The sequence below is a fragment of the Erythrobacter sp. THAF29 genome (assembly GCF_009363635.1).
In the GTDB taxonomy this organism is placed as follows: Bacteria; Pseudomonadota; Alphaproteobacteria; order Sphingomonadales; family Sphingomonadaceae; genus Erythrobacter.
Window position 1 is genome coordinate 2,242,528 of the sequence record NZ_CP045392.1, and the last position, 17,872, is coordinate 2,260,399.

Sequence of the window (17,872 nt, forward strand, 5' to 3'; positions counted from 1 at the left end):
TTGCGATGGACAGCTCGGATTTCGGCAAAGAAGTTCTGGACGACTTAGCCTTAATGGCTTCAGGCGAAGCATCCAAAGCTGGGGTATATGGCGACCCAGGCGCCGAGGAAATCATTTGGTGGTCAAAAAAGCTGAGCGTCGAACCAGAAGTCATTTTGAATGAAACCGCGAAGCGTTTGGCTCAAGGATACGTAGACGGCGAGCTTGATTGGGAATTTTGTGATTGGGTTGCAAACAAGTTCCTGTTTTCAGGTGTGACAGAACTCTCGCTCAAGAACACTTCCGAGAAGCAGCTTTGGTGGCAAGTCTTCTTAGAGTTCGACGCCAGCGAGATCTCGCCAAGTCCCGAACCGGCACTCACAACCGAGCTAAGATCACTTCTACGTGGACGGTAGTTTCATGTGGCGCGTCACTCCTGCCCAAGTTCCGCAAGCAGCCCCGTAAACCACGGCGCGGAGACGTCGAACGCCTTCCCGCCCTTGATCCGGTCGAATTCGATCACCCGTAATTCGCCGCCGCGATCTTCGTCCTGTCCGACAACGCCCGAATGGCCGCCTAGCGCCGCCTCCACCGCATGCTCGGTGCAGGCGCGGATCAGGTCGAGATCGGCAGCGTTAGCGGGGGCTGAGCGCGAAAAATAGCCGCTTTTCTGGACCAGCACTTTTTCCGCGCCCAATTCGCTTGCAAAGCGATCCGCGAACCATTTGCCCGGATTAATCTTGTCGAGCTTCACATGGCCGAAGGCATCGCGCGGCACTTCTTCGCCCGCTTCCTCCATCACCGAGACGATCTCGCGCGAGCCTGCGCCTTCGGAAATGAAGAGATTTACCCCGTCCTGCTCGTCCATGATCGCAGAGAGCCGATCAACCTCGCGTGTCAGCTCAAATGAGCGTTCGGGCACATAGACACCGTGCACGTCCCAGCGCGCTGCGGCATTGTCGACCCACTCGGCGAACGGCGCGGTCTTGACCCATTCATGGTGCGCATGTGCGGTCGCCGCGGTCAGCCATCCGCAATTGCGCCCCATGACCTCGTGCACGATGAGCATGCGCGGATTGGCCGAATGTTCGGCGATGATGTTGCGGGCAAAGATCGCACCCTGCTCCGCAGCCGTCCACGCGCCGAGCGTTTGGCGGATCGGAATCACGTCGTTGTCGATCGTCTTGGGCAGGCCAACCACGGTCAGAGGATAGCCGTTTGCATGAAGGTAAGCTGCAAGATCAGCAGCGGCGGTATTGGTGTCGTCGCCGCCGATCGTGTGGAGGATATCGACCCCGTCGCGGGTCAGCTGCTCCGCTGCAACCTTGAGCGGGTCTTCGCCCGGCTGGACAAGTCCGCGCTTCTCGCAATCCTCTACATTGGTAAGCTTCACGCGGCTGTTTCCGATTGGACTTCCGCCGAAAGCGTGGAGCCGCCCCGCATCGGCACGGACCTGCGGAGACGCCTCGACCCAATTGCCGGTCAACAGCCCCGCATAGCCATTACGATAGGCGATGATGCGAATGTCGGGCGCGACCGCAGTGTAGCACTCGATCAGTCCGCCAACGGCAGAGCTCAGGCACGGCGCAAGACCGCCTGCGGTGAGCATGGCAACGGTTTTCACTGGCATGAGCGTATCATGCGCTTTTGGAGATGCTTTCGCCAGCGCAGGCGCGAAGGCATACGTATGCCGCTCAGCCGAAGCCGCCCGCCGCCTCGCCGGGCTTGAAGCGGATGAGGCGGCTGTCGGTCAGCGCAGCGGTGCGGTTCACGACCGCCTTTTGGTACTCGGGGTCCTTGATCATCTCGAAGAACGCGCCGCTGTTGGGGTATTGCGCGACGAAGCCGTCGTGCCAGATCTTGTCATCTGGCCCGGTGACCATCGTCTGGAACGCGCCGCGCCACACGATCGAACCACCGACGCGGGCGAAGATCGGCCCCGAAGTCTTGCCATATTCCTCGTAGGCGCGCCTGCCCGACCAGCCATTGCCGTGGTGCTCGTGCCCTTCGGGATATTCCGCGAGATCGCGGTAGAGCAGCAGGTTGAGCATGTGGATCGGCTCGTCGCGCGGCAAGTCCTTGAACGCCTGGAAATTGGCGGGCGACGGATCGATATAGACCTCGCTCATTCCGCCGCCTCCAGTTTGTAGTCGGCGAAGCGGTCACGCAGGTCCTTCTTGGAAATCTTCCCCGTAGCGGTGTGCGGAATGTCGTCGACGAATTCGACGGCATCGGGCAGCCACCACTTGGCCACCTGCGGCTTCAGATGTTCGATGATTTCTTCCGCAGTCACCTCCGCGCCCTCTTTCTTGACGACGAACAGGACCGGGCGCTCGTCCCATTTGGGGTGCGGCATGCCGACACAGGCGGCCTCGGCAACGGCGGGGTGACCGACGGCGGCGTTTTCGAGCTCGACCGAACTGATCCATTCGCCGCCCGACTTGATCACGTCCTTGGTCCGGTCGGTCAGTTGCAGCGTCCCGTCGGGATGGATGATGCCGACATCGCCGGTGTCGAACCAGCCTTCGTTGTTCACCGCGTCCTCTTCGGCCTTGAAGTAGCGCTTGATGATCCACGGCCCGCGAATCTGGAGCGCGCCGGATGTCTTGCCGTCACGCGGCAGCTCGGTGACCATGTCGTCGAGATCGACCGTGCGCAATTCGACACCGAAGATCGGGCGACCCTGCATCGCGGTCTTGTCGACCTTCTCCTCGAAGCTGAGCTCGTCCCAGTCCCAGGTCGGACCGCCGACCGTGCCGATGGGGCTGGTCTCGGTCATGCCCCAGGCGTGCTGGACGCGCGTTCCGTTCTTCATCAACCGCTCGATCATGAAACGCGGGCAGGCCGATCCACCGATCGTTGCGGCCTTGAGCGGCGGCAAATCGAGATTGTTCGCGTCGCAATACTGGAAATGCGCCAGCCACACGGTCGGGACGCCCGCGCTGTCGGTCACCTTTTCGCGCAGCATCAATTCATGCAGCACGGCAGGATCGTTGACCGCGGAAAACACGAACTTGATCCCCGCCATCGCGCCCGCATAGGGCAGCCCCCAGCTTGCCGCGTGGAACATCGGGACCACCGGCAGCATTACCGATGCGCTCGAGAAGTTGAACGCGGCAGGCTGCAGGCCCGCGAGCGCGTGGAGCACCGTCGAGCGGTGTTCGTATTGCACGCCCTTGGGATTGCCCGTGGTGCCGGAGGTGTAGCAGATCATGCAAGGATCGGTTTCCGGCCCGGTCACCCATTCGAAATCGCCGTCTTCCGCGCCGATCCAGTCTTCGAAGGCGGGCGAATACTCGCCGCTGTCATAGCAGATGTAATGCTCCACCGTGTTCCAGCGGGCTTTCATCTTGTCGACGATCGGCTGGAAGGCCGCATCGTAAAGCAGCACCTTATCCTCGGCGTGGTTGACGATATATTCGAGCTGGTCGTCGAACAGGCGCGGGTTCACCGTGTGCAGCACCCCGCCCATCCCGGCAACGCCGTACCAGCTCACGAGGTGGCGCGAGTGGTTCATCGCCAGGCTGGCGACGCGTTCGCCCGGCTTCACCCCAAGCTTTTGCAATGCCTGCGCCATCTTCAGCGCATCGGCTCTGATGCCCGCCCAGTTGGTGCGCGTCTCGCTGCCATCGGCCCAGCGCGTCACGATCTCGCGCGGGCCTGATTCGCGCGCCGCGTGATCGATCACGCTGGTAATGCGCATCGAAAATTCCTGCATCGCGCCGAGCTTGCCTGCGGTCATTCTGTTTCTCTCCCAATCGGTTTTATTCTCGAACGCATTCATGCCGCCCTAAGGATTGCTTTGCAATCGCTAGTAATGGGGAGAATGGAGTCGCCTGTCAGGCGACGAGGCGCAGGCTAGCGCGGCCACGGACCGGTACGAGTTCGACGCGCTCGATGCCCTCTATATCGGCGATCCTTTCGGCCAGGTCACCGTCAAGGATGAAATTGCGACCAAGGCGGACCATCGCCTCCTCGTCCGTGCCGAGTATCAGGCGAACCATAACCTCGCCCGGCGCGTCTTCACCGGTTGCGAGTTCGAGCTTCATTTCCTTGAGTGCCTGAATGCTGAGGATATCGGCACGCAGGAGCATCGGAGTGCTGCCGCTGACGGAGGCAAGCGGGGTCGCCCCGCGAACTGTCAGCCGCGGAGGCTCGCCCGGGTTGGGCGAATCGAGTTCGACATTGAGCAGTAGGCAGGTGCCCTCCGCCGCCCAGCGCTCGAATTCGCCAACGAGCGATTCCTCGAAGCACGCCGCCGAGAACTGGCCCGAGGCATCGGAGAAATCCGCCCGCACGAATTCGCCGCCACGCCTTGTTCGCGCCTTGCTCATGCCTTCGACCATCACCGCCATGACCGCGCTGCCCCGCCCCCCGGCAGGCGCGCCCGCCTCCATCAGGCTCTGATAGGTCCGCGCCCCGCGTGCGGATGCGACATCGCGGTATTGCTGGACCGGATGGGCCGAGAAATAGAACCCGAAATTCTCGCGTTCCTTTGCCATCTGCTCGGTGCGAGACCACGGCTCGGTCGGTTGGAGCCGGAGCGAGTCCTCGGGCGCATCCTCGCCTCCGAACAGACCGCCCTGCCCGCTCGAACGTTCGCGCATCGCGGCGTCGGCAGTGGCGAGCAAGAGATCTGCATTGGCAAACAGAAGAGCCCTGTCGGGTTCAAGCCCGTCAAGCGCGCCCGCACAAATCAGACCATCCAATTGCCGCCGGTTCATCGAACCTTGCGGCAAGCGCTCGAAGAAGTCCTTGAGGCTTTCGAACGGCCCGTTCGCCTCGCGCTCGGCGACGATCGCCTCCATCGCCTTTTCTCCGACATTGCGGATTCCTGCGAGCGCGTATCGCACCGCATAGCCGTGATCGGTCTGTTCGACGGTGAAGCGCGCTTCGGAGGCGTTGACGTCGGGCGGGAGCACCTCAATCCCGCCTTCGCTCTCCTTGGCGCTAGGCGGTTTGTAGCGCCGCGCATCGTCGACGAAGACGCTCAGTTTTTCCGACTGGTGGAGGTCGAAACACATCGAGGCGGCGTAGAACTCTTCCGGGTAGTGCGCCTTGAGCCATGCGGTCTGGTAGGCGAGCAGCGCATAGGCGGCTGCGTGCGACTTGTTGAAGCCGTAGCCTGCAAACTTGTCGATCAAGTCGAACAGCTCGTTCGCCTGCTTGGCTTCGATCCCCGAGACTTCACGGCACCCGTCGACGAAGCGCTGGCGCTGCGCGTCCATTTCCGCCTGCACCTTCTTGCCCATAGCGCGGCGCAACAGGTCTGCATCGCCGAGCGAATATCCGGCGAGGATCTGCGCCGCCTGCATCACCTGTTCCTGGTAGACGAAGATGCCGTAGGTCTCGGCCAGGATGCCTTCGAGCTTGGGGTGCGGATATTCGATCGGCACTTCGCCCGCCTTGCGCTGGCCGAACAGCGGGATGTTGTCCATCGGACCCGGGCGGTAGAGCGAGACGAGCGCGATGATGTCGCCGAAATTGCTCGGCTTCACCGCCTTGAGCGTGCGCCGCATGCCTTCCGATTCCAGCTGGAACACGCCGACCGTGTTACCATCCTGCATAAGGTCATAGACCGCCTTGTCGTCGAGCGGCAGCGCGCCGAGGTCGATTCCGATCCCGCGCAGTTCCAGAAGGTCGACCGCCTTGCGCAACACCGACAGCGTCTTGAGGCCGAGGAAGTCGAATTTGACGAGGCCGGAGCTTTCGACATTCTTCATGTCGTATTGCGTCACCGGCATGTCCGAACGCGGATCGCGGTAGAGCGGGACGAGCTGCGACAGCGGCCGGTCACCGATCACCACGCCCGCCGCATGGGTCGAAGAATTCCGCGGCAGTCCTTCGAGCTCCATTGCGAGATCGACGAGCCGCTTCACCTCGTTGTCGTTGTCGTATTCGTTCTTGAAATCGGCTGCGCCATTGAGCGCACGCGGCAGCGTCCACGGATCGGTCGGGTGGTTCGGCACCATCTTGCACAGGCGATCGACCTGTCCGTAGCGCATCTGCAGGATCCGACCGCAATCGCGCAGCACCGCGCGCGCTTTCATCTTTCCGAAGGTGATGATCTGCGCGACGTGATCGGCGCCGTATTTCTGCTGTACATAGCGGATCACCTCGCCGCGCCGCGTTTCGCAGAAATCGATATCGAAGTCGGGCATGGAAACGCGCTCGGGATTGAGGAAACGCTCGAACAGCAATCCCAGCTTGATCGGATCGAGATCGGTGATCGTCAGCGCCCAGGCGACGATCGAGCCTGCGCCCGAGCCGCGCCCCGGCCCCACCGGGATGCCCTGTTCCTTGGCCCACTGGATGAAGTCGGCAACGATCAGGAAGTAGCCGGGGAACCCCATATTGACGATGATCTCGATTTCGTAATCGAGCCGGTCGAAATATTCCTTGCGCTGCTCCTCGGTGAGATCTTCGTACGGCTCGAGCCGGGCCTCCAGGCCCTTGCGCGACAATTCGGCCAGCATCTTCGCCTCGCCCTCGAGATCGCCTGCAAGGCTCGGCAGGATCGGATCGCGATAGGGCGGCGCGTAGGCGCAGCGTTGAGCGATGACGAGCGTGTTCCGGATCGCCTCGGGAATGTCCGCGAACAGCTCCTCCATCATGCTCGCCGATTTGACGTAGCTCTGCCGGTTGGTGCGCGGGCGGTCCTCGTTCTCGATATAGGTCGAGTTGGCGATGCACAGCATGGCGTCATGCGCCTTGTGCATGTGCGGCTCGGCGAAGTTGGCCGGATTGGTCGCGACCATCGGCAGGTCGCGCACATATGCCAGGTCGATCAACGCCTCTTCAGCGCGCTCGCATACCGGATCGCCGCCGCGCGCCAGCTCAACGTATAGCCGGTTCGGAAACAGCGATTGGAGCCGGTCGCACATTGCCTCCGCCGCAGGGGCTTGCCCCTCGGCCAGCAGCCGCGTGAGCGCGCCTTCGCCCGCCCCCGTCAGCGCGATCAGGCCTTCGGTGTGTCCTTCAAGATCGGCCAGTTGCACATGGGGTTCGAGCTCCAGAGGGCGTTCGAGGTGCGCCTTGGAGACGAGATGACACAAATTGTCGTAGCCCGCCTCGTCCTGCGCGTAGAGCGGCAGGTAGTCGACTTGCTTGCCCTCTTCGTCGCGTGCCACACCTAGCAGCGTCCCGATGATGGGTTGCACGCCCTCGCCCTTGCAGCCGCCCGCAAACATGACCGCGCCATAAAGCCCGTTGCGGTCGCAAATCGCGATGGCCGGAAAGCCGCGCTCCTTCGCAAGCTTGGCAATCGCCTTGGGATCGATGGCTCCCTCGAGCATCGAATAGGACGAAAGCACGCGCAAGGGAACGAAGGGCGAAAACGGCATGCCTAACAGTTACGCCGTGACTTCGTGCATTCAAGTTGGAGCCGGCGGCGATTGGGGATAAGCCGGGGGAATAATCGAGCCGGTTGAGAGAGAAGCAATGACGGACATGATCGAAGTCGAAAACGTCAACACTCCCGGGAAAACCAGCCGGGTCAATACTGCCAAGTATACGGCCATGCGCTCCGCTTTGGAAAAGGCGCTGCCGAAAAGTTCGCCGGGGCTGACGCAAGGTGAAGCCCGGGAAGCGGTCAAACCCCACCTTCCCGAAGACCTGTTTCCCGGAGGTAGCACCAGCGGATGGTGGGCAAAGACCGTTCAACTTGACCTCGAGGCCAAGGGCGAGCTGGTGCGCGAGCCGACCAAGCCGCTCCGCTGGCACTGGAAATAGCGAGCCTCAGAGCAGCTTTTCGATATCCTTCGCGATCCGCTCGGGCGTGTCCTGCGGGCCGTAACGCTTCACGACATTGCCTTCGCGGTCGATGAGGAACTTGGTGAAGTTCCACTTGATCGAGGACGAACCCATCAACCCCTTTTTCTCGTTCTTGAGCCAATCGAACAGCGGCGAGGCATTGGGGCCGTTCACCTCCACCTTTTCCATCAGCGGAAAGGTAACACCGAAATTGACCTTGCAGAATTCGGCAATCTCGTCGGCGTCGCCCGGCTCTTGCCCGCCAAACTGGTTGCAGGGGAAGCCAAGCACCTCGAAATCCTTGTCCTTGAACTTCTGGTAGAGTTTCTCGAGGCCGTCATATTGAGGGGTAAAGCCGCACTTGCTCGCGGTGTTCACCACCAGCAGAACCTTGCCCTTCTTTGCGGCGAGATCGAGTTCCTCCCCGCGATTGGTGGTGACGGTGAAATCGGCGATTGTTGTCATTCGGATACGTCCTGTTTGGGGCGATAGATAAAGTCGAAGCTCGTCTGCCACGAAACACCGTGATCCGTCGAGGCCTCTCCAAACTGTCGGACGCTTCCATCCTCGTTTTTGGTGTAGGTCATACGAACGAGCGTATGCGGAGCCTGCGCGCTGGGCCAATTGCCGGTCAGCACCATTCTGTCTCCTGTCACGCCGCCTGCGAATTCCACGGCGCCGGGGGACGAGCCGACCCATTTCTGCTGCCATTGCCCCGTTGTCCCGTCATAGTGGTTCAGGCTCGTCCCGCCCCGGCCGTTCAGCGGCATCCAGCTCTCGATCACCGCGCAGCCATTATGCTTGCGCTCGATCCGACTGTCGGCGACCTTGCTGTCCTGGCCGTTGGGATAGACGTCCCACTCGCCGACCCAGAAATCGAAGCCGGCGTGCGCTTCACTGTCGCATCCGGGCGTCGAAGGCGGTGCGGCAGGTGCTTGCGAAGTCGATTGCAAGGCAAGCACGAATGGCGTGATAAACATGAAAAAGCCCTCCCGTTGCGAATCCGGCAGAAACTAAACGGGAGGGCGAAGTCTTAGAACGCCTTTTCTGCGAACGCGCGCGATCACTCCGCAAGAGGAAAGTCGTCGCGCTGCGAGAGCGCCACCGCTTCCTCGGCCGAATATTCGCGATCTCCCGCCTTCTCGATCACGTATTTGCCGCGCTCTTCCTCGGGCAGCAACGCGATATGCCGGATCATTTCTGCGAAGGTGCCGCGGCGCAGCGCCTTCATCCCGTCTAGCACACCGTCGCCATCGTCGGCACGGTGGAGCGCTGCGCGGTCATCCCAAGCGTGCTTACCGGTTTCGAGCGGGGTGCCTTTGAAAGTGCTGGGGTGGTCTGACATCGAATTCCTCCTTTTGCCTCATCAACGTGCGAGGCGGAGGATGGGTCCGGGTTAGCTGAGAACACCGTCGTGCAGGCGAACCACCCGGTCCATCCGTTCGGCGAGGCGTTCGTTATGTGTCGCGACCAGTGCCGCGCTGCCCTCGCCCCGCACCAGTTCGAGGAACTGGCCCAGCACGGTGTCGGAGGTGTGCTCGTCGAGATTGCCGGTCGGCTCGTCAGCCAGCACCAGGGTCGGCTGGTTCGCGAGTGCGCGGGCGACTGCTACGCGCTGCTGCTCGCCGCCCGAAAGCTGGCTCGGCCGATGGGTGAGCCGGTGGCCGAGACCGAGGCTGGTGAGCAGGCTTTCGGAGCGCGCAACCGCCTCATCGTGCGGCGTGCCAAGGATCATTTGAGGCATGACAACGTTCTCGGTCGCGTCGAAATCCGGGAGCAGATGGTGGAACTGGTAGACGAAGCCCAGATGCTCGCGCCGCAGACGCGTGCGCTGGTCGGGCGGCAGTTGCTCGGCCTGCTCTCCTGCGATCGCGATCGAACCAGCAAATCCCCCTTCAAGTAGGCCAACCGCCTGCAACATGGTTGACTTGCCCGAACCCGAAGGCCCCAGCAGCGCGACGATCTCGCCCGGCATGATATCGAGATCGACGCCGCGCAACACGTCGATGCGCTCGCCGCCCTGCTCGAAACTGCGTCGAAGTCCGCGCAGCGAGACGATAGGTGCCAGGTTATTCATAGCGCAGCACCTGTACCGGGTCGGTATTCGAAGCCTTGAACGCGGGATAGAGCGTGGCGAGGAAGGACAGGCCGAGCCCGAGCGCGGTGATCCCGATGATTTCCCACGGATCGACCCGTACCGGCAACGATGTGAGGAACCGCACTGAAGGATCCCATATCTCCACCCCGGTCACGAAAGCGATGCCATCGACGATGGGATTGCGGAAATAGAGCAACAGGAAGCCAAGGATGAGGCCGGCGACCGTACCGATCGTGCCGATCGTGGTGCCGGTGGTCACGAAGATCTTGAGCAGGCTTCGCCGCGTCGCCCCCATCGTGCGCATGATCGCGATATCGCGCGTCTTGGCGCGGACCAGCATCACGAGGCTCGAAAGGATGTTAAAAGACGCCACCAGCACCATGAAACTGAGGACGAAGAACATCGCAACACGCTCTACTTCGAGAGCCTCGAACAGGGTCGAATTGATCGTTTTCCAGTCGGCGATCTGGGCGCGTCCCGTCAGCGATTGTTCGACCGGCGCGAGTATCTCGCCGACATTGTCGGGATCGGTCACGGTGATCTCGATCAGCCCGACCGTGTCGCCGAGCAACAGCAGCGTCTGCGCATCCTCCATCGGCATTATGACGAAGGTTTCGTCGAAATCGTAAAGCCCGATCTCAAAGATTGCGCCGACCTCGTATCCGACTTGCCGGATGGAGGTGCCGAACGGCGTGACGCGGCCCTGCGGATTGATGATCGTGATCGTGTCGCCCACCCGCGCGCCGATATTGGCAGCGAGCCGCGATCCGATCGCGACCTTTCCGCTACCGGGCGTGATCGAATTGATATCGCCCATCAGCACCTTGTCCGAAAGGTCGGCGATGTCCTCTGCGGTGTTGCCGCGGACGAAAATCGCGACCGCGCGGCCATTATAGCTTGCAAGCAGCGGCTGCTCGATCAGCGGCGAGGCGTCGATCACCCCCGGTGTTTCGCGAACCTGCTCGAGCGTTTGCTCCCAATTGTCGAGCTTGCCGCCATAGGCCTGGATCACCGCATGCCCGTTGAGCCCGGCGAATTTGTCGAGCATCTCGCCGCGAAAACCGCCCATGACGCTCATCACAAGCACAAGCATCGCGACCGAGAGCATCACGACCCCGACCGAGATTCCCGCCACGAGCGCGATGAACCCCTCGCCTTTGCCCGGCCAGAGATACCGCTTGGCAATCATCAGTTCGAAAGGTGAAAGCATGGAAATGAGGCGCTTACCGGTTGCTGCTGAACGCAGGCTTTAAGCGCGCGCACCGATTGGCACAATGTGGATAAGCAGCGCGCTTGTGCGTAAAGCGCCCAAGGCGGGCCACGCCTTATCAAAAAGAGGGGCACTGCGGTGCCTTCGCCCCTTGTAATCGAGCCGTAACATCGCCATTGAGCGGGCCATCCCGTCACCAGCGCAGCGGACAGAACTGGCGATGTCCAACTCCTTCACCAATCTCACGCATCCCTACCTGGATGCCGATGGCGACAAGTTGCGCGAGGAATGCGGCGTTTTCGGCGCGATAAACGCTGCCGACGCTTCGGCCGCGACGGCGCTGGGCCTCCACGCTCTCCAGCATCGTGGCCAGGAAGCGGTCGGCATCACCAGCTATGACGGCACCGATTTCTATTCCCGGCGCGGCCTCGGCCATGTGGCCGAGAATTTCTCCTCCTCGGACGCGATTGCAGAGCTGCCGGGCCATATGGCGGCGGGCCATGTGCGCTATTCGACCACAGGCGGCGCGGGCCTTCGCAATGTGCAGCCGCTTTACGCTGAACTTGCGAGCGGCGGATTTGCAGTCGCGCATAACGGTAACATCTCGAACGCGCAGGCATTGCGCAGCGATCTTGTCGCCAAGGGTTCGATCTTCCAGTCGACTTCCGACACCGAGGTCATCATCCACCTGGTCGCGACCAGCCGCTATCCCACCGTCGCCGACCGTCTGGTCGACGCTTTGCGTCTCGTCGAAGGTGCCTATGCGCTGATCGTGATGACGCCCGAGGGCATGATCGCCTGCCGCGACCCGCTCGGCATCCGCCCGCTGGTGATGGGCCGGATGGGCGACGCGGTCGTTTTCGCCAGCGAAAGCGTGGCGTTCGATGTGGTCGGCGCAGAGCTGATCCGCGAAGTAGAGCCCGGCGAGATGCTGCAGGTCGATTTCTCGGGCGAGATCAAGAGCGTCCATCCCTTCGGCAATCCCTCGCCCCGACCGTGCATCTTCGAGCACGTTTATTTCAGCCGCCCCGACAGCATATTTGCTGGGCAAAGTGTTTACGAAGCGCGCAAGGCGATAGGCACCGAACTCGCGATCGAGGCTCCGTGCGATGTCGACCTCGTCGTGCCGGTGCCCGACAGCGGCGTTCCCGCCGCCATCGGCTATGCCCAACAATCGGGCGTGCCGTTCGAACTCGGTATCATCCGCTCGCACTATGTCGGGCGCACCTTCATCCAGCCATCGGACAGCGCGCGCCATTCGGGCGTAAAGCGCAAGCACAACGCCAATCGCGGGCTTGTTGCCGGCAAGAAGATCGTGCTGATCGACGATTCCATCGTGCGCGGCACCACCAGCCTCAAGATCGTCGAAATGATGCGCGAGGCAGGCGCGAGCGAGGTGCATTTCCGCGTCGCCAGCCCGCCCACAGCGCACAGCTGTTTCTACGGGGTCGACACGCCCGAACGCTCCAAGCTGCTCGCCGCTCGCATGGAGCTCGAACCGATGTGCGAATTCATCAAGGCGGACAGCCTCGCCTTCATCTCGATCGATGGACTGTATCGCGCTGTTGGCTCCAAAGGGCGCGACAAGAAGTGTCCGCAATTCTGCGATGCGTGCTTCACCGGCGAGTATCCGACGTCGCTCACCGACCATAGCGAGCAAAAGCCCGCCGAACTGCCCTTTGCTGACCCGAAAGCAGCATAAACCATGACAGACACGAAACCGCTTGAAGGGCAGACAGCTCTCGTCACCGGCGCGAGCCGGGGCATTGGCGCTGCCACCGCGATTGCATTGGCTAAGGCCGGAGCCCATGTCATACTCGTCGCGCGCAAGGTGAAGGCGCTGGAGGCGGTCGAAGACGAGATTCACGCCGCCGGCGGAACATCGACAATCGCGCCGCTGGACCTTACCGAACCGGATTCGGTCGCGCGCCTGGCCGCGGCAATCAGGGGGCGCTGGGATGCGCTCGATATCCTCGTATTATCCGCAGCTTATTTGCCAGAGCTCACACCGCTTTCGCAGATCGACCCCAAGCAGTTCAATCAGGCGCTTCTGACCAACGTCGTCTCAACGCAGGCGCTGCTGTCTGCTTTCGACCCGATGTTGCGTAAGGCGAAGAACGGGCGGGTGATCGGGCTGACGAGTTCGGTCGGAGCGAGCCCGCGTGCCTTCTGGTCTGCGTACGGATCGACTAAGGCCGCGTTCGACAACTTGCTCGAAAGCTATGCGGCGGAGGTCGAAAAGCTAAGCCCGTTGCGCGTCGCAATCGTCGATCCGGGCGCAACCCGAACCGAAATGCGTGCCCGCGCTTATCCGGGTGAGAAGCCGGAATCTGTTAAGCCACCGGAAGTCGTGGCGTCACGAATCGTCCAGCTGCTCCAGGAAGATTTCGAGACTGGCCACCGCGAGCGCGTGAAAGGCTGATTTCAGGCCCGGCCCAACGCTTCGAAATTCTGGTAACTCCTCCATTAACTCTGCTTCGCAATCGGCCGGAAAGGCTGGGCGTACAATGTGCGATTCGACCAACTCGAGAAGACCATTCGGCGAAGAGACCCACCGCTGATTGAATGAGGCTTTGCACGGCTATGCCTACCGAATACGACACTTACAGAGTTGCCGCGCAGGAAGACCGCTGCTCACCGCGCACCAAGCTCACCATCCCTGCCACTCTTCGGGCATCTGGTGGGCGCGCTTTCCAGAGCGTGGTTCACGACCTGTCGATCTCCGGCTTTTCGGCCGCGTCGATCAACCGGATGCATGAAGGCCAGGTCTGCTGGTTGACGCTTCCGGGGCTCGAATCGCTCCAGGCCGAGGTTGTCTGGTGGGACAATTGCATCGTCGGCTGCGCGTTCAGCGAATTGCTGAGCCCGATCGTCCACGACAATATCCTGCAGCGTTACAGCAATACCGGGATCTATCGTACCGCGATCTGAGCTGCCGGGTTTCGTTCGTGCCTAGTCGGCCTCTGCGACGACTTTCATCGCGGTCATGAACATCTTCTCTCGCTCGGGTCCGCCACTCGCCCGCGACCAGTTGCCGATATAGGCGAAGACGAGCCCCTTGTCGGGTACGAGCGTGATGCCCTGCCCAAAGATGCCCTGCGCGCCGAAGGTGTTTCCGGGATAGGTCCACCACTGGTAGCCATAGCCAAAGCCGCTGTCGCCGAAATCGACGAGCGAGTCCCCCGCCTCGTCGAACCAGCCATCGGGTACGGCCCCCTTTCCGCCTTCGAGCGCAAACTGTCCCATCCGGGCATATTCCGATAGCCGCAGCGACAGGCAACACCCGCCGATATTTCCGCCGCGCGGGTCGGTCATCCAGAACATCGATCCGGCAAAACCAGCCGGTTCGACGATCTTCGTCTGCGCATATTCGGCGAGCGGCATACCCACTGCATTCTCGACCAGCAGGCCGATTAGGTTGGTCTCGCCGGTTTTGTAGACCCACTTCTCGCCCGGAGGAGCTTCGCGCTCCAGCGTCTTCATCTGGGCCACGATCGCGTCGGGGCCGTATTCGACCACGAAACGGTTCATCTGCGCCACGTCGCTGTTCGGATCGGTGTAATCCTCGTTCCACGCAACGCCGCTCGTCATGGTTGCGATCTGGCGCACTGTGACAGGGTCGTAGGCCGAGCCCTTGAGCTCAGGAATATATTTGATGATCGGATCGTCGAGGCTTTCGATGAAACCATCTTTCACCGCCGCACCGAGAAGGGTCGAGGTGAAGCTTTTCGCTACCGAGAAACTGGTCCAGCGATCGTTCGGACCTAGTCCGAGGCGGTATTCTTCGAACCGCACGGCACCGTCTTCGACAATCATGAGACCGGCAGTGTTCGTCTCTTCCATCATGGCTCGCAATTCGGACTGCAATCCTTCGCTGAATGGTTCGCCTTCGGCAAAAGACCGTGTCGCGCTTGCGGCGGGGACTTCGTGTCCGGCAAACCAGCTTTCCATGTCGCGGAAGCGCGCCGAACGTTGCTCGTCGTTCCAGAAAAGCACCTGCAAATCGGACAGATCGCGCTCGGGCGGAGTGACGAGCTTGACCTGTGAGAGCACAGGCTCCGCAGTCGCCGTGTTCGTATCCGAATAACCGCCCGCACACCCCGCCAGCGCCAATGCCACGATGCTCGAAACCAAAGCCTTGCGGATCACCATTCTCACTCTCCCCTCTTTACCAGCGTGACCTGGTGCACATCGATATTCCCGGCCATGAAGCCGCCCTCGCAATAGGACAGGTAATAGCGCCACAGCCGCACGAACCGATCATCGAATCCTTGCGGCAGGCGGCCTTCGGAAAGCGCGCGGTCGAACCGTTCGCGCCATTCGCGCAAGGTCGCGGCGTAATCCTGCCCGAAATCGACCTGGTCGCGCCATTCGAGGCCTCGCTCTTCTGCAAGCGCGCGAAACTCGCTCGACTTGATCAGCATTCCGCCGGGAAAGACATAAGCTTGGATGAAGTCGGCCGAACCGGCGTAGTCTTCAAACAGGTCGTCAGCCATCGAGATGTACTGGATTGCCGCGCGACCGCCGGGTTTCAGGTTTCGCGCAACGCAGTCCATGAAGGTCGGCCAGTATTCGCGGCCCAGCGCCTCGACCATTTCGCAGCTGGCGATGGCATCGAATTGCTCGTCGACGTCGCGGTAGTCCTGCTTGCGGAAGTCGATTGCGGCAGAGCGGTGCGCGCGCGCGTAATGCAATTGTTCGTCGGAGAGGCTGATCGCGGTCACATCGGCACCCGAGCGCGCCAATTCCTGCGCTAGAGCGCCCCATCCGCAGCCGATTTCGAGCACGGTGCGGGGATTCCCGAGCCGCTCTGACAGGGCGGCGAGCTTGCGTTGCTGCGCCGCCTCAAGCCCGCCTTCGTCCATGCCGAGCGCACTCGAATAGGTCATGCTCTCATCGAGCCATGACCCGTAGAAATCGTTGCCGAGGTCGTAATGCGCGGAGATGTTGCGCGCCGAGCCTTCGCGGTCGTTGCGGTTGAGGCTGTGCGCGATTTGCGCAGCGCGTTTGAACGCACCCGAACTGCGCGCCGTGTTGCCTAGAGTGCGCGCATTATCGCCCATCACCGCGAACAACCGCGCGTGGCAATCCGCCTCCCACTCGCCGGCCTCATAGGCCTGAAACCAGCCGACCGAACCGTTCGTCGCGAGCCGCAACAGCGCCCGCCAATCCTTGAGCCATACCTCGGCATTGAAACCGTCACAGCGCCCGCCAAGCACGCGAGTGTTTCCGTCGGGAAGGTGGGCGGTGATCGACCCGCGCTCCAACCCTGCATCCACCCGGTCGAGCACCTTGCCGAAGCCGGGCGCGAAAAGGCGCGAGAAAAACCCCGGTTGCGGCGCAAACCTCGCGCCGCCGCTGAGCAATGGCTCGCCTCTCATCCCCTGCACGCTCATGCCCCCTATGTGGCGAAGCGATGCGCGTTCAGCAAGCGGGGATCAGCGGTCACTCGCCCTTCATCGCGCGGTATGCGGCGAGCGCGCGTTCGCGGGCCTCTTTGTGGCCGATGATCTTGCACGGATATTCGCCGCGTTTCTCATCGGCAGGATCGTGGATTTCCTCGTCCGAAAGACCAGTGAGTTCGGGCACATATTCGCGGATGTAGTCCGCCGCGCCGAATTTTTCCGATTGCGAGAGCGGCGCCATGATGCGCGGGAACATGTTGGAATCGACCCCGGTGCCGGAAACCCACTGCCAGTTGGTCCCGTTCGATCCGTAGTCCGCATCGACCAGCGTGTCCCAGAACCATTCCTCGCCCTTGGTCCAGTGGATCAGCAGGTGCTTGATGAGGAAGCTCGCCGCGATCATCCGCACGCGGTTGTGCATCCAGCCGGTCTGCCACAGCTGGCGCATCCCGGCATCGACGATCGGATAGCCGGTCATGCCTTTCTGCCACGCCTTGAGGTCGCTTGCGGCGTCCTTGTCACTATCCGGATCGCGCCATTTGAGCTTGTCGAACTGGTCGCGGTAATTCTCGCGCGGATAGGCGGGGAACTGGCAGATGACATTCTGCGCATAATCCCGCCATACGAGCTCGCTCTCGTAGCTGTCCCAGCCTTCCGAACGCTTGTGCTTCAGCGCATGACAGATCTGCACCGGCGAGATTTCGCCGAAATGGAGATGCGGCGACATGCGGGAGGAGCCATCGACACTCGGGAGATTGCGGGTGTCCTCGTAATCGGCGACGTCGTCTTCCCATTCCTCGAGGCGTTTGTGCGCTGTCTCCTCGCCGACCTTCCAGAAATCCGCGATCCCGCCCGACCAGTCGGGATTTTTGGGCAGGAGGTTCCAGTCGGCCAGCTCGTCGCTCGCGGGCCAGCTTTCGGGAGAGGAGAGCGTCTCGGGTTCGGGCACGCAGTCGCGCGGCGGAAACTTCGATTTCGTGGCTTTGTAGAACGGCGTGTAGATCTTGTACGGATCACCCGATCCGGTGGTGATGAAGCCCGGCGGGAAGAGGTAGTTTGCGTCGTAAAGTTCAAGCTCGATTGCGTCAGCGAGCTTGCCTTGCGCCTTCCTCCACCACGGCTCGTAATGGCGATTGGCGTGGACGGTCTTGGCCCCGACCGCATTGGCGACCGTGGTGAGTTCTTCAACCGCATCCCCGCGCCGCAGCACAATCTGCGAATTGCGCTTGCCGAAGCTTTTCGAGAGGCTTTCGAGCGAATGGTGCAGCCACCAGCGCGAGGCACCGCCCATCTTGTGATGATCGGGCGCCTCGTCGTCGAGCACGTAGACGGCGACGACCGGCCCTTTTTGCGCGGCATGATAGAGGGCGGGATTGTCGGCCATGCGCAGGTCGCGCCTGAGCCAGAGGATTTGCGGTGCGCTCATGG

17 protein-coding genes are annotated in these 17,872 nt (G+C 61.8%); 5 read left to right on the forward strand and 12 right to left on the reverse strand.

Annotated features, from left to right (window positions below; translation table 11 throughout):
• Positions 1 to 5: 5 nt before the first annotated feature.
• Positions 6 to 395, forward strand: coding sequence for a hypothetical protein (locus tag FIU90_RS10825; protein WP_152434764.1), 390 nt, complete (start codon positions 6 to 8; stop codon positions 393 to 395).
• A gap of 14 nt (positions 396 to 409) precedes the next feature.
• Here FIU90_RS10825 and FIU90_RS10830 read toward each other — a convergent pair whose 3' ends face one another.
• The 4 genes from FIU90_RS10830 to dnaE all read right to left on the reverse strand — a co-directional run bounded on the left by FIU90_RS10830 (position 410) and on the right by dnaE (position 7,322).
• Positions 410 to 1,609, reverse strand: coding sequence for a pyrophosphate--fructose-6-phosphate 1-phosphotransferase (locus FIU90_RS10830; protein ID WP_152434765.1), 1,200 nt, complete (start codon positions 1,607 to 1,609; stop codon positions 410 to 412).
• Between the two features lie 64 nt (positions 1,610 to 1,673).
• Positions 1,674 to 2,108 (reverse strand): DUF1330 domain-containing protein, encoded by a 435-nt coding sequence (locus FIU90_RS10835; protein WP_152434766.1) that lies wholly within the window; start codon positions 2,106 to 2,108, stop codon positions 1,674 to 1,676.
• Positions 2,105 to 3,721 carry a long-chain fatty acid--CoA ligase gene (locus tag FIU90_RS10840; protein WP_234029494.1) on the reverse strand — a complete coding sequence of 539 codons (1,617 nt, stop codon included), beginning with the start codon at positions 3,719 to 3,721 and terminating at the stop codon, positions 2,105 to 2,107. The genes FIU90_RS10835 and FIU90_RS10840 overlap by 4 nt, the downstream gene beginning before the upstream one ends.
• Before the next feature lie 97 nt (positions 3,722 to 3,818).
• Positions 3,819 to 7,322, reverse strand: a complete 3,504-nt coding sequence (dnaE, locus tag FIU90_RS10845; RefSeq protein ID WP_152434767.1) for a DNA polymerase III subunit alpha — start codon at positions 7,320 to 7,322, stop codon at positions 3,819 to 3,821.
• A 97-nt stretch (positions 7,323 to 7,419) separates the two neighbouring features.
• On the opposite strand from dnaE, the gene FIU90_RS10850 reads away from it, so the two are divergent.
• On the forward strand, positions 7,420 to 7,710 hold the full coding sequence (locus FIU90_RS10850; protein ID WP_152434768.1) for a hypothetical protein: 291 nt from the start codon (positions 7,420 to 7,422) through the stop codon (positions 7,708 to 7,710).
• 6 nt (positions 7,711 to 7,716) lie between these two features.
• On the opposite strand, the gene FIU90_RS10855 is transcribed toward FIU90_RS10850, so the two are convergent.
• The 5 genes from FIU90_RS10855 to FIU90_RS10875 all read right to left on the reverse strand — a co-directional run bounded on the left by FIU90_RS10855 (position 7,717) and on the right by FIU90_RS10875 (position 11,039).
• Complete coding sequence (locus tag FIU90_RS10855) at positions 7,717 to 8,196, reverse strand: glutathione peroxidase (protein WP_152434769.1); 480 nt, start codon at positions 8,194 to 8,196, stop codon at positions 7,717 to 7,719.
• Complete coding sequence (locus tag FIU90_RS10860) at positions 8,193 to 8,711, reverse strand: hypothetical protein (RefSeq protein WP_152434770.1); 519 nt, start codon at positions 8,709 to 8,711, stop codon at positions 8,193 to 8,195. The genes FIU90_RS10855 and FIU90_RS10860 overlap by 4 nt, the downstream gene beginning before the upstream one ends.
• A gap of 83 nt (positions 8,712 to 8,794) precedes the next feature.
• The gene (locus FIU90_RS10865; protein ID WP_152434771.1) at positions 8,795 to 9,076 is read right to left on the reverse strand and encodes a hypothetical protein; all 282 of its coding nucleotides are present in this window, start codon (positions 9,074 to 9,076) and stop codon (positions 8,795 to 8,797) included.
• Positions 9,077 to 9,127: 51 nt separating this feature from the next.
• Entirely contained in the window at positions 9,128 to 9,808 is a 681-nt protein-coding gene (locus FIU90_RS10870; RefSeq protein ID WP_152434772.1) for an ABC transporter ATP-binding protein, read from the reverse strand.
• Positions 9,801 to 11,039 carry a lipoprotein-releasing ABC transporter permease subunit gene (locus FIU90_RS10875; protein WP_152434773.1) on the reverse strand — a complete coding sequence of 413 codons (1,239 nt, stop codon included), beginning with the start codon at positions 11,037 to 11,039 and terminating at the stop codon, positions 9,801 to 9,803. Before FIU90_RS10875 ends, FIU90_RS10870 begins: the two co-directional genes overlap by 8 nt.
• 220 nt (positions 11,040 to 11,259) lie before the next feature.
• On the opposite strand from FIU90_RS10875, the gene purF reads away from it, so the two are divergent.
• The 3 genes from purF to FIU90_RS10890 all read left to right on the forward strand — a co-directional run bounded on the left by purF (position 11,260) and on the right by FIU90_RS10890 (position 13,970).
• Positions 11,260 to 12,741: an amidophosphoribosyltransferase gene (gene purF, locus FIU90_RS10880; RefSeq protein WP_152434774.1), complete on the forward strand. Its 1,482-nt coding sequence runs from the start codon at positions 11,260 to 11,262 to the stop codon at positions 12,739 to 12,741.
• A gap of 3 nt (positions 12,742 to 12,744) precedes the next feature.
• The gene (locus tag FIU90_RS10885) at positions 12,745 to 13,461 is read left to right on the forward strand and encodes an SDR family oxidoreductase (RefSeq protein ID WP_152434775.1); all 717 of its coding nucleotides are present in this window, start codon (positions 12,745 to 12,747) and stop codon (positions 13,459 to 13,461) included.
• Positions 13,462 to 13,622: 161 nt separating this feature from the next.
• Positions 13,623 to 13,970, forward strand: coding sequence for a PilZ domain-containing protein (locus FIU90_RS10890; protein ID WP_152434776.1), 348 nt, complete (start codon positions 13,623 to 13,625; stop codon positions 13,968 to 13,970).
• Between the two features lie 21 nt (positions 13,971 to 13,991).
• Here FIU90_RS10890 and FIU90_RS10895 read toward each other — a convergent pair whose 3' ends face one another.
• The 3 genes from FIU90_RS10895 to FIU90_RS10905 are packed head-to-tail and all read right to left on the reverse strand — an operon-like array spanning position 13,992 to position 17,870.
• Positions 13,992 to 15,191 (reverse strand): serine hydrolase, encoded by a 1,200-nt coding sequence (locus tag FIU90_RS10895; protein WP_152434777.1) that lies wholly within the window; start codon positions 15,189 to 15,191, stop codon positions 13,992 to 13,994.
• A gap of 2 nt (positions 15,192 to 15,193) precedes the next feature.
• Complete coding sequence (locus FIU90_RS10900; RefSeq protein ID WP_152434778.1) at positions 15,194 to 16,435, reverse strand: cyclopropane-fatty-acyl-phospholipid synthase family protein; 1,242 nt, start codon at positions 16,433 to 16,435, stop codon at positions 15,194 to 15,196.
• Between the two features lie 49 nt (positions 16,436 to 16,484).
• Positions 16,485 to 17,870 carry a deoxyribodipyrimidine photo-lyase gene (locus FIU90_RS10905; protein ID WP_152434779.1) on the reverse strand — a complete coding sequence of 462 codons (1,386 nt, stop codon included), beginning with the start codon at positions 17,868 to 17,870 and terminating at the stop codon, positions 16,485 to 16,487.
• Positions 17,871 to 17,872: the final 2 nt, after the last annotated feature.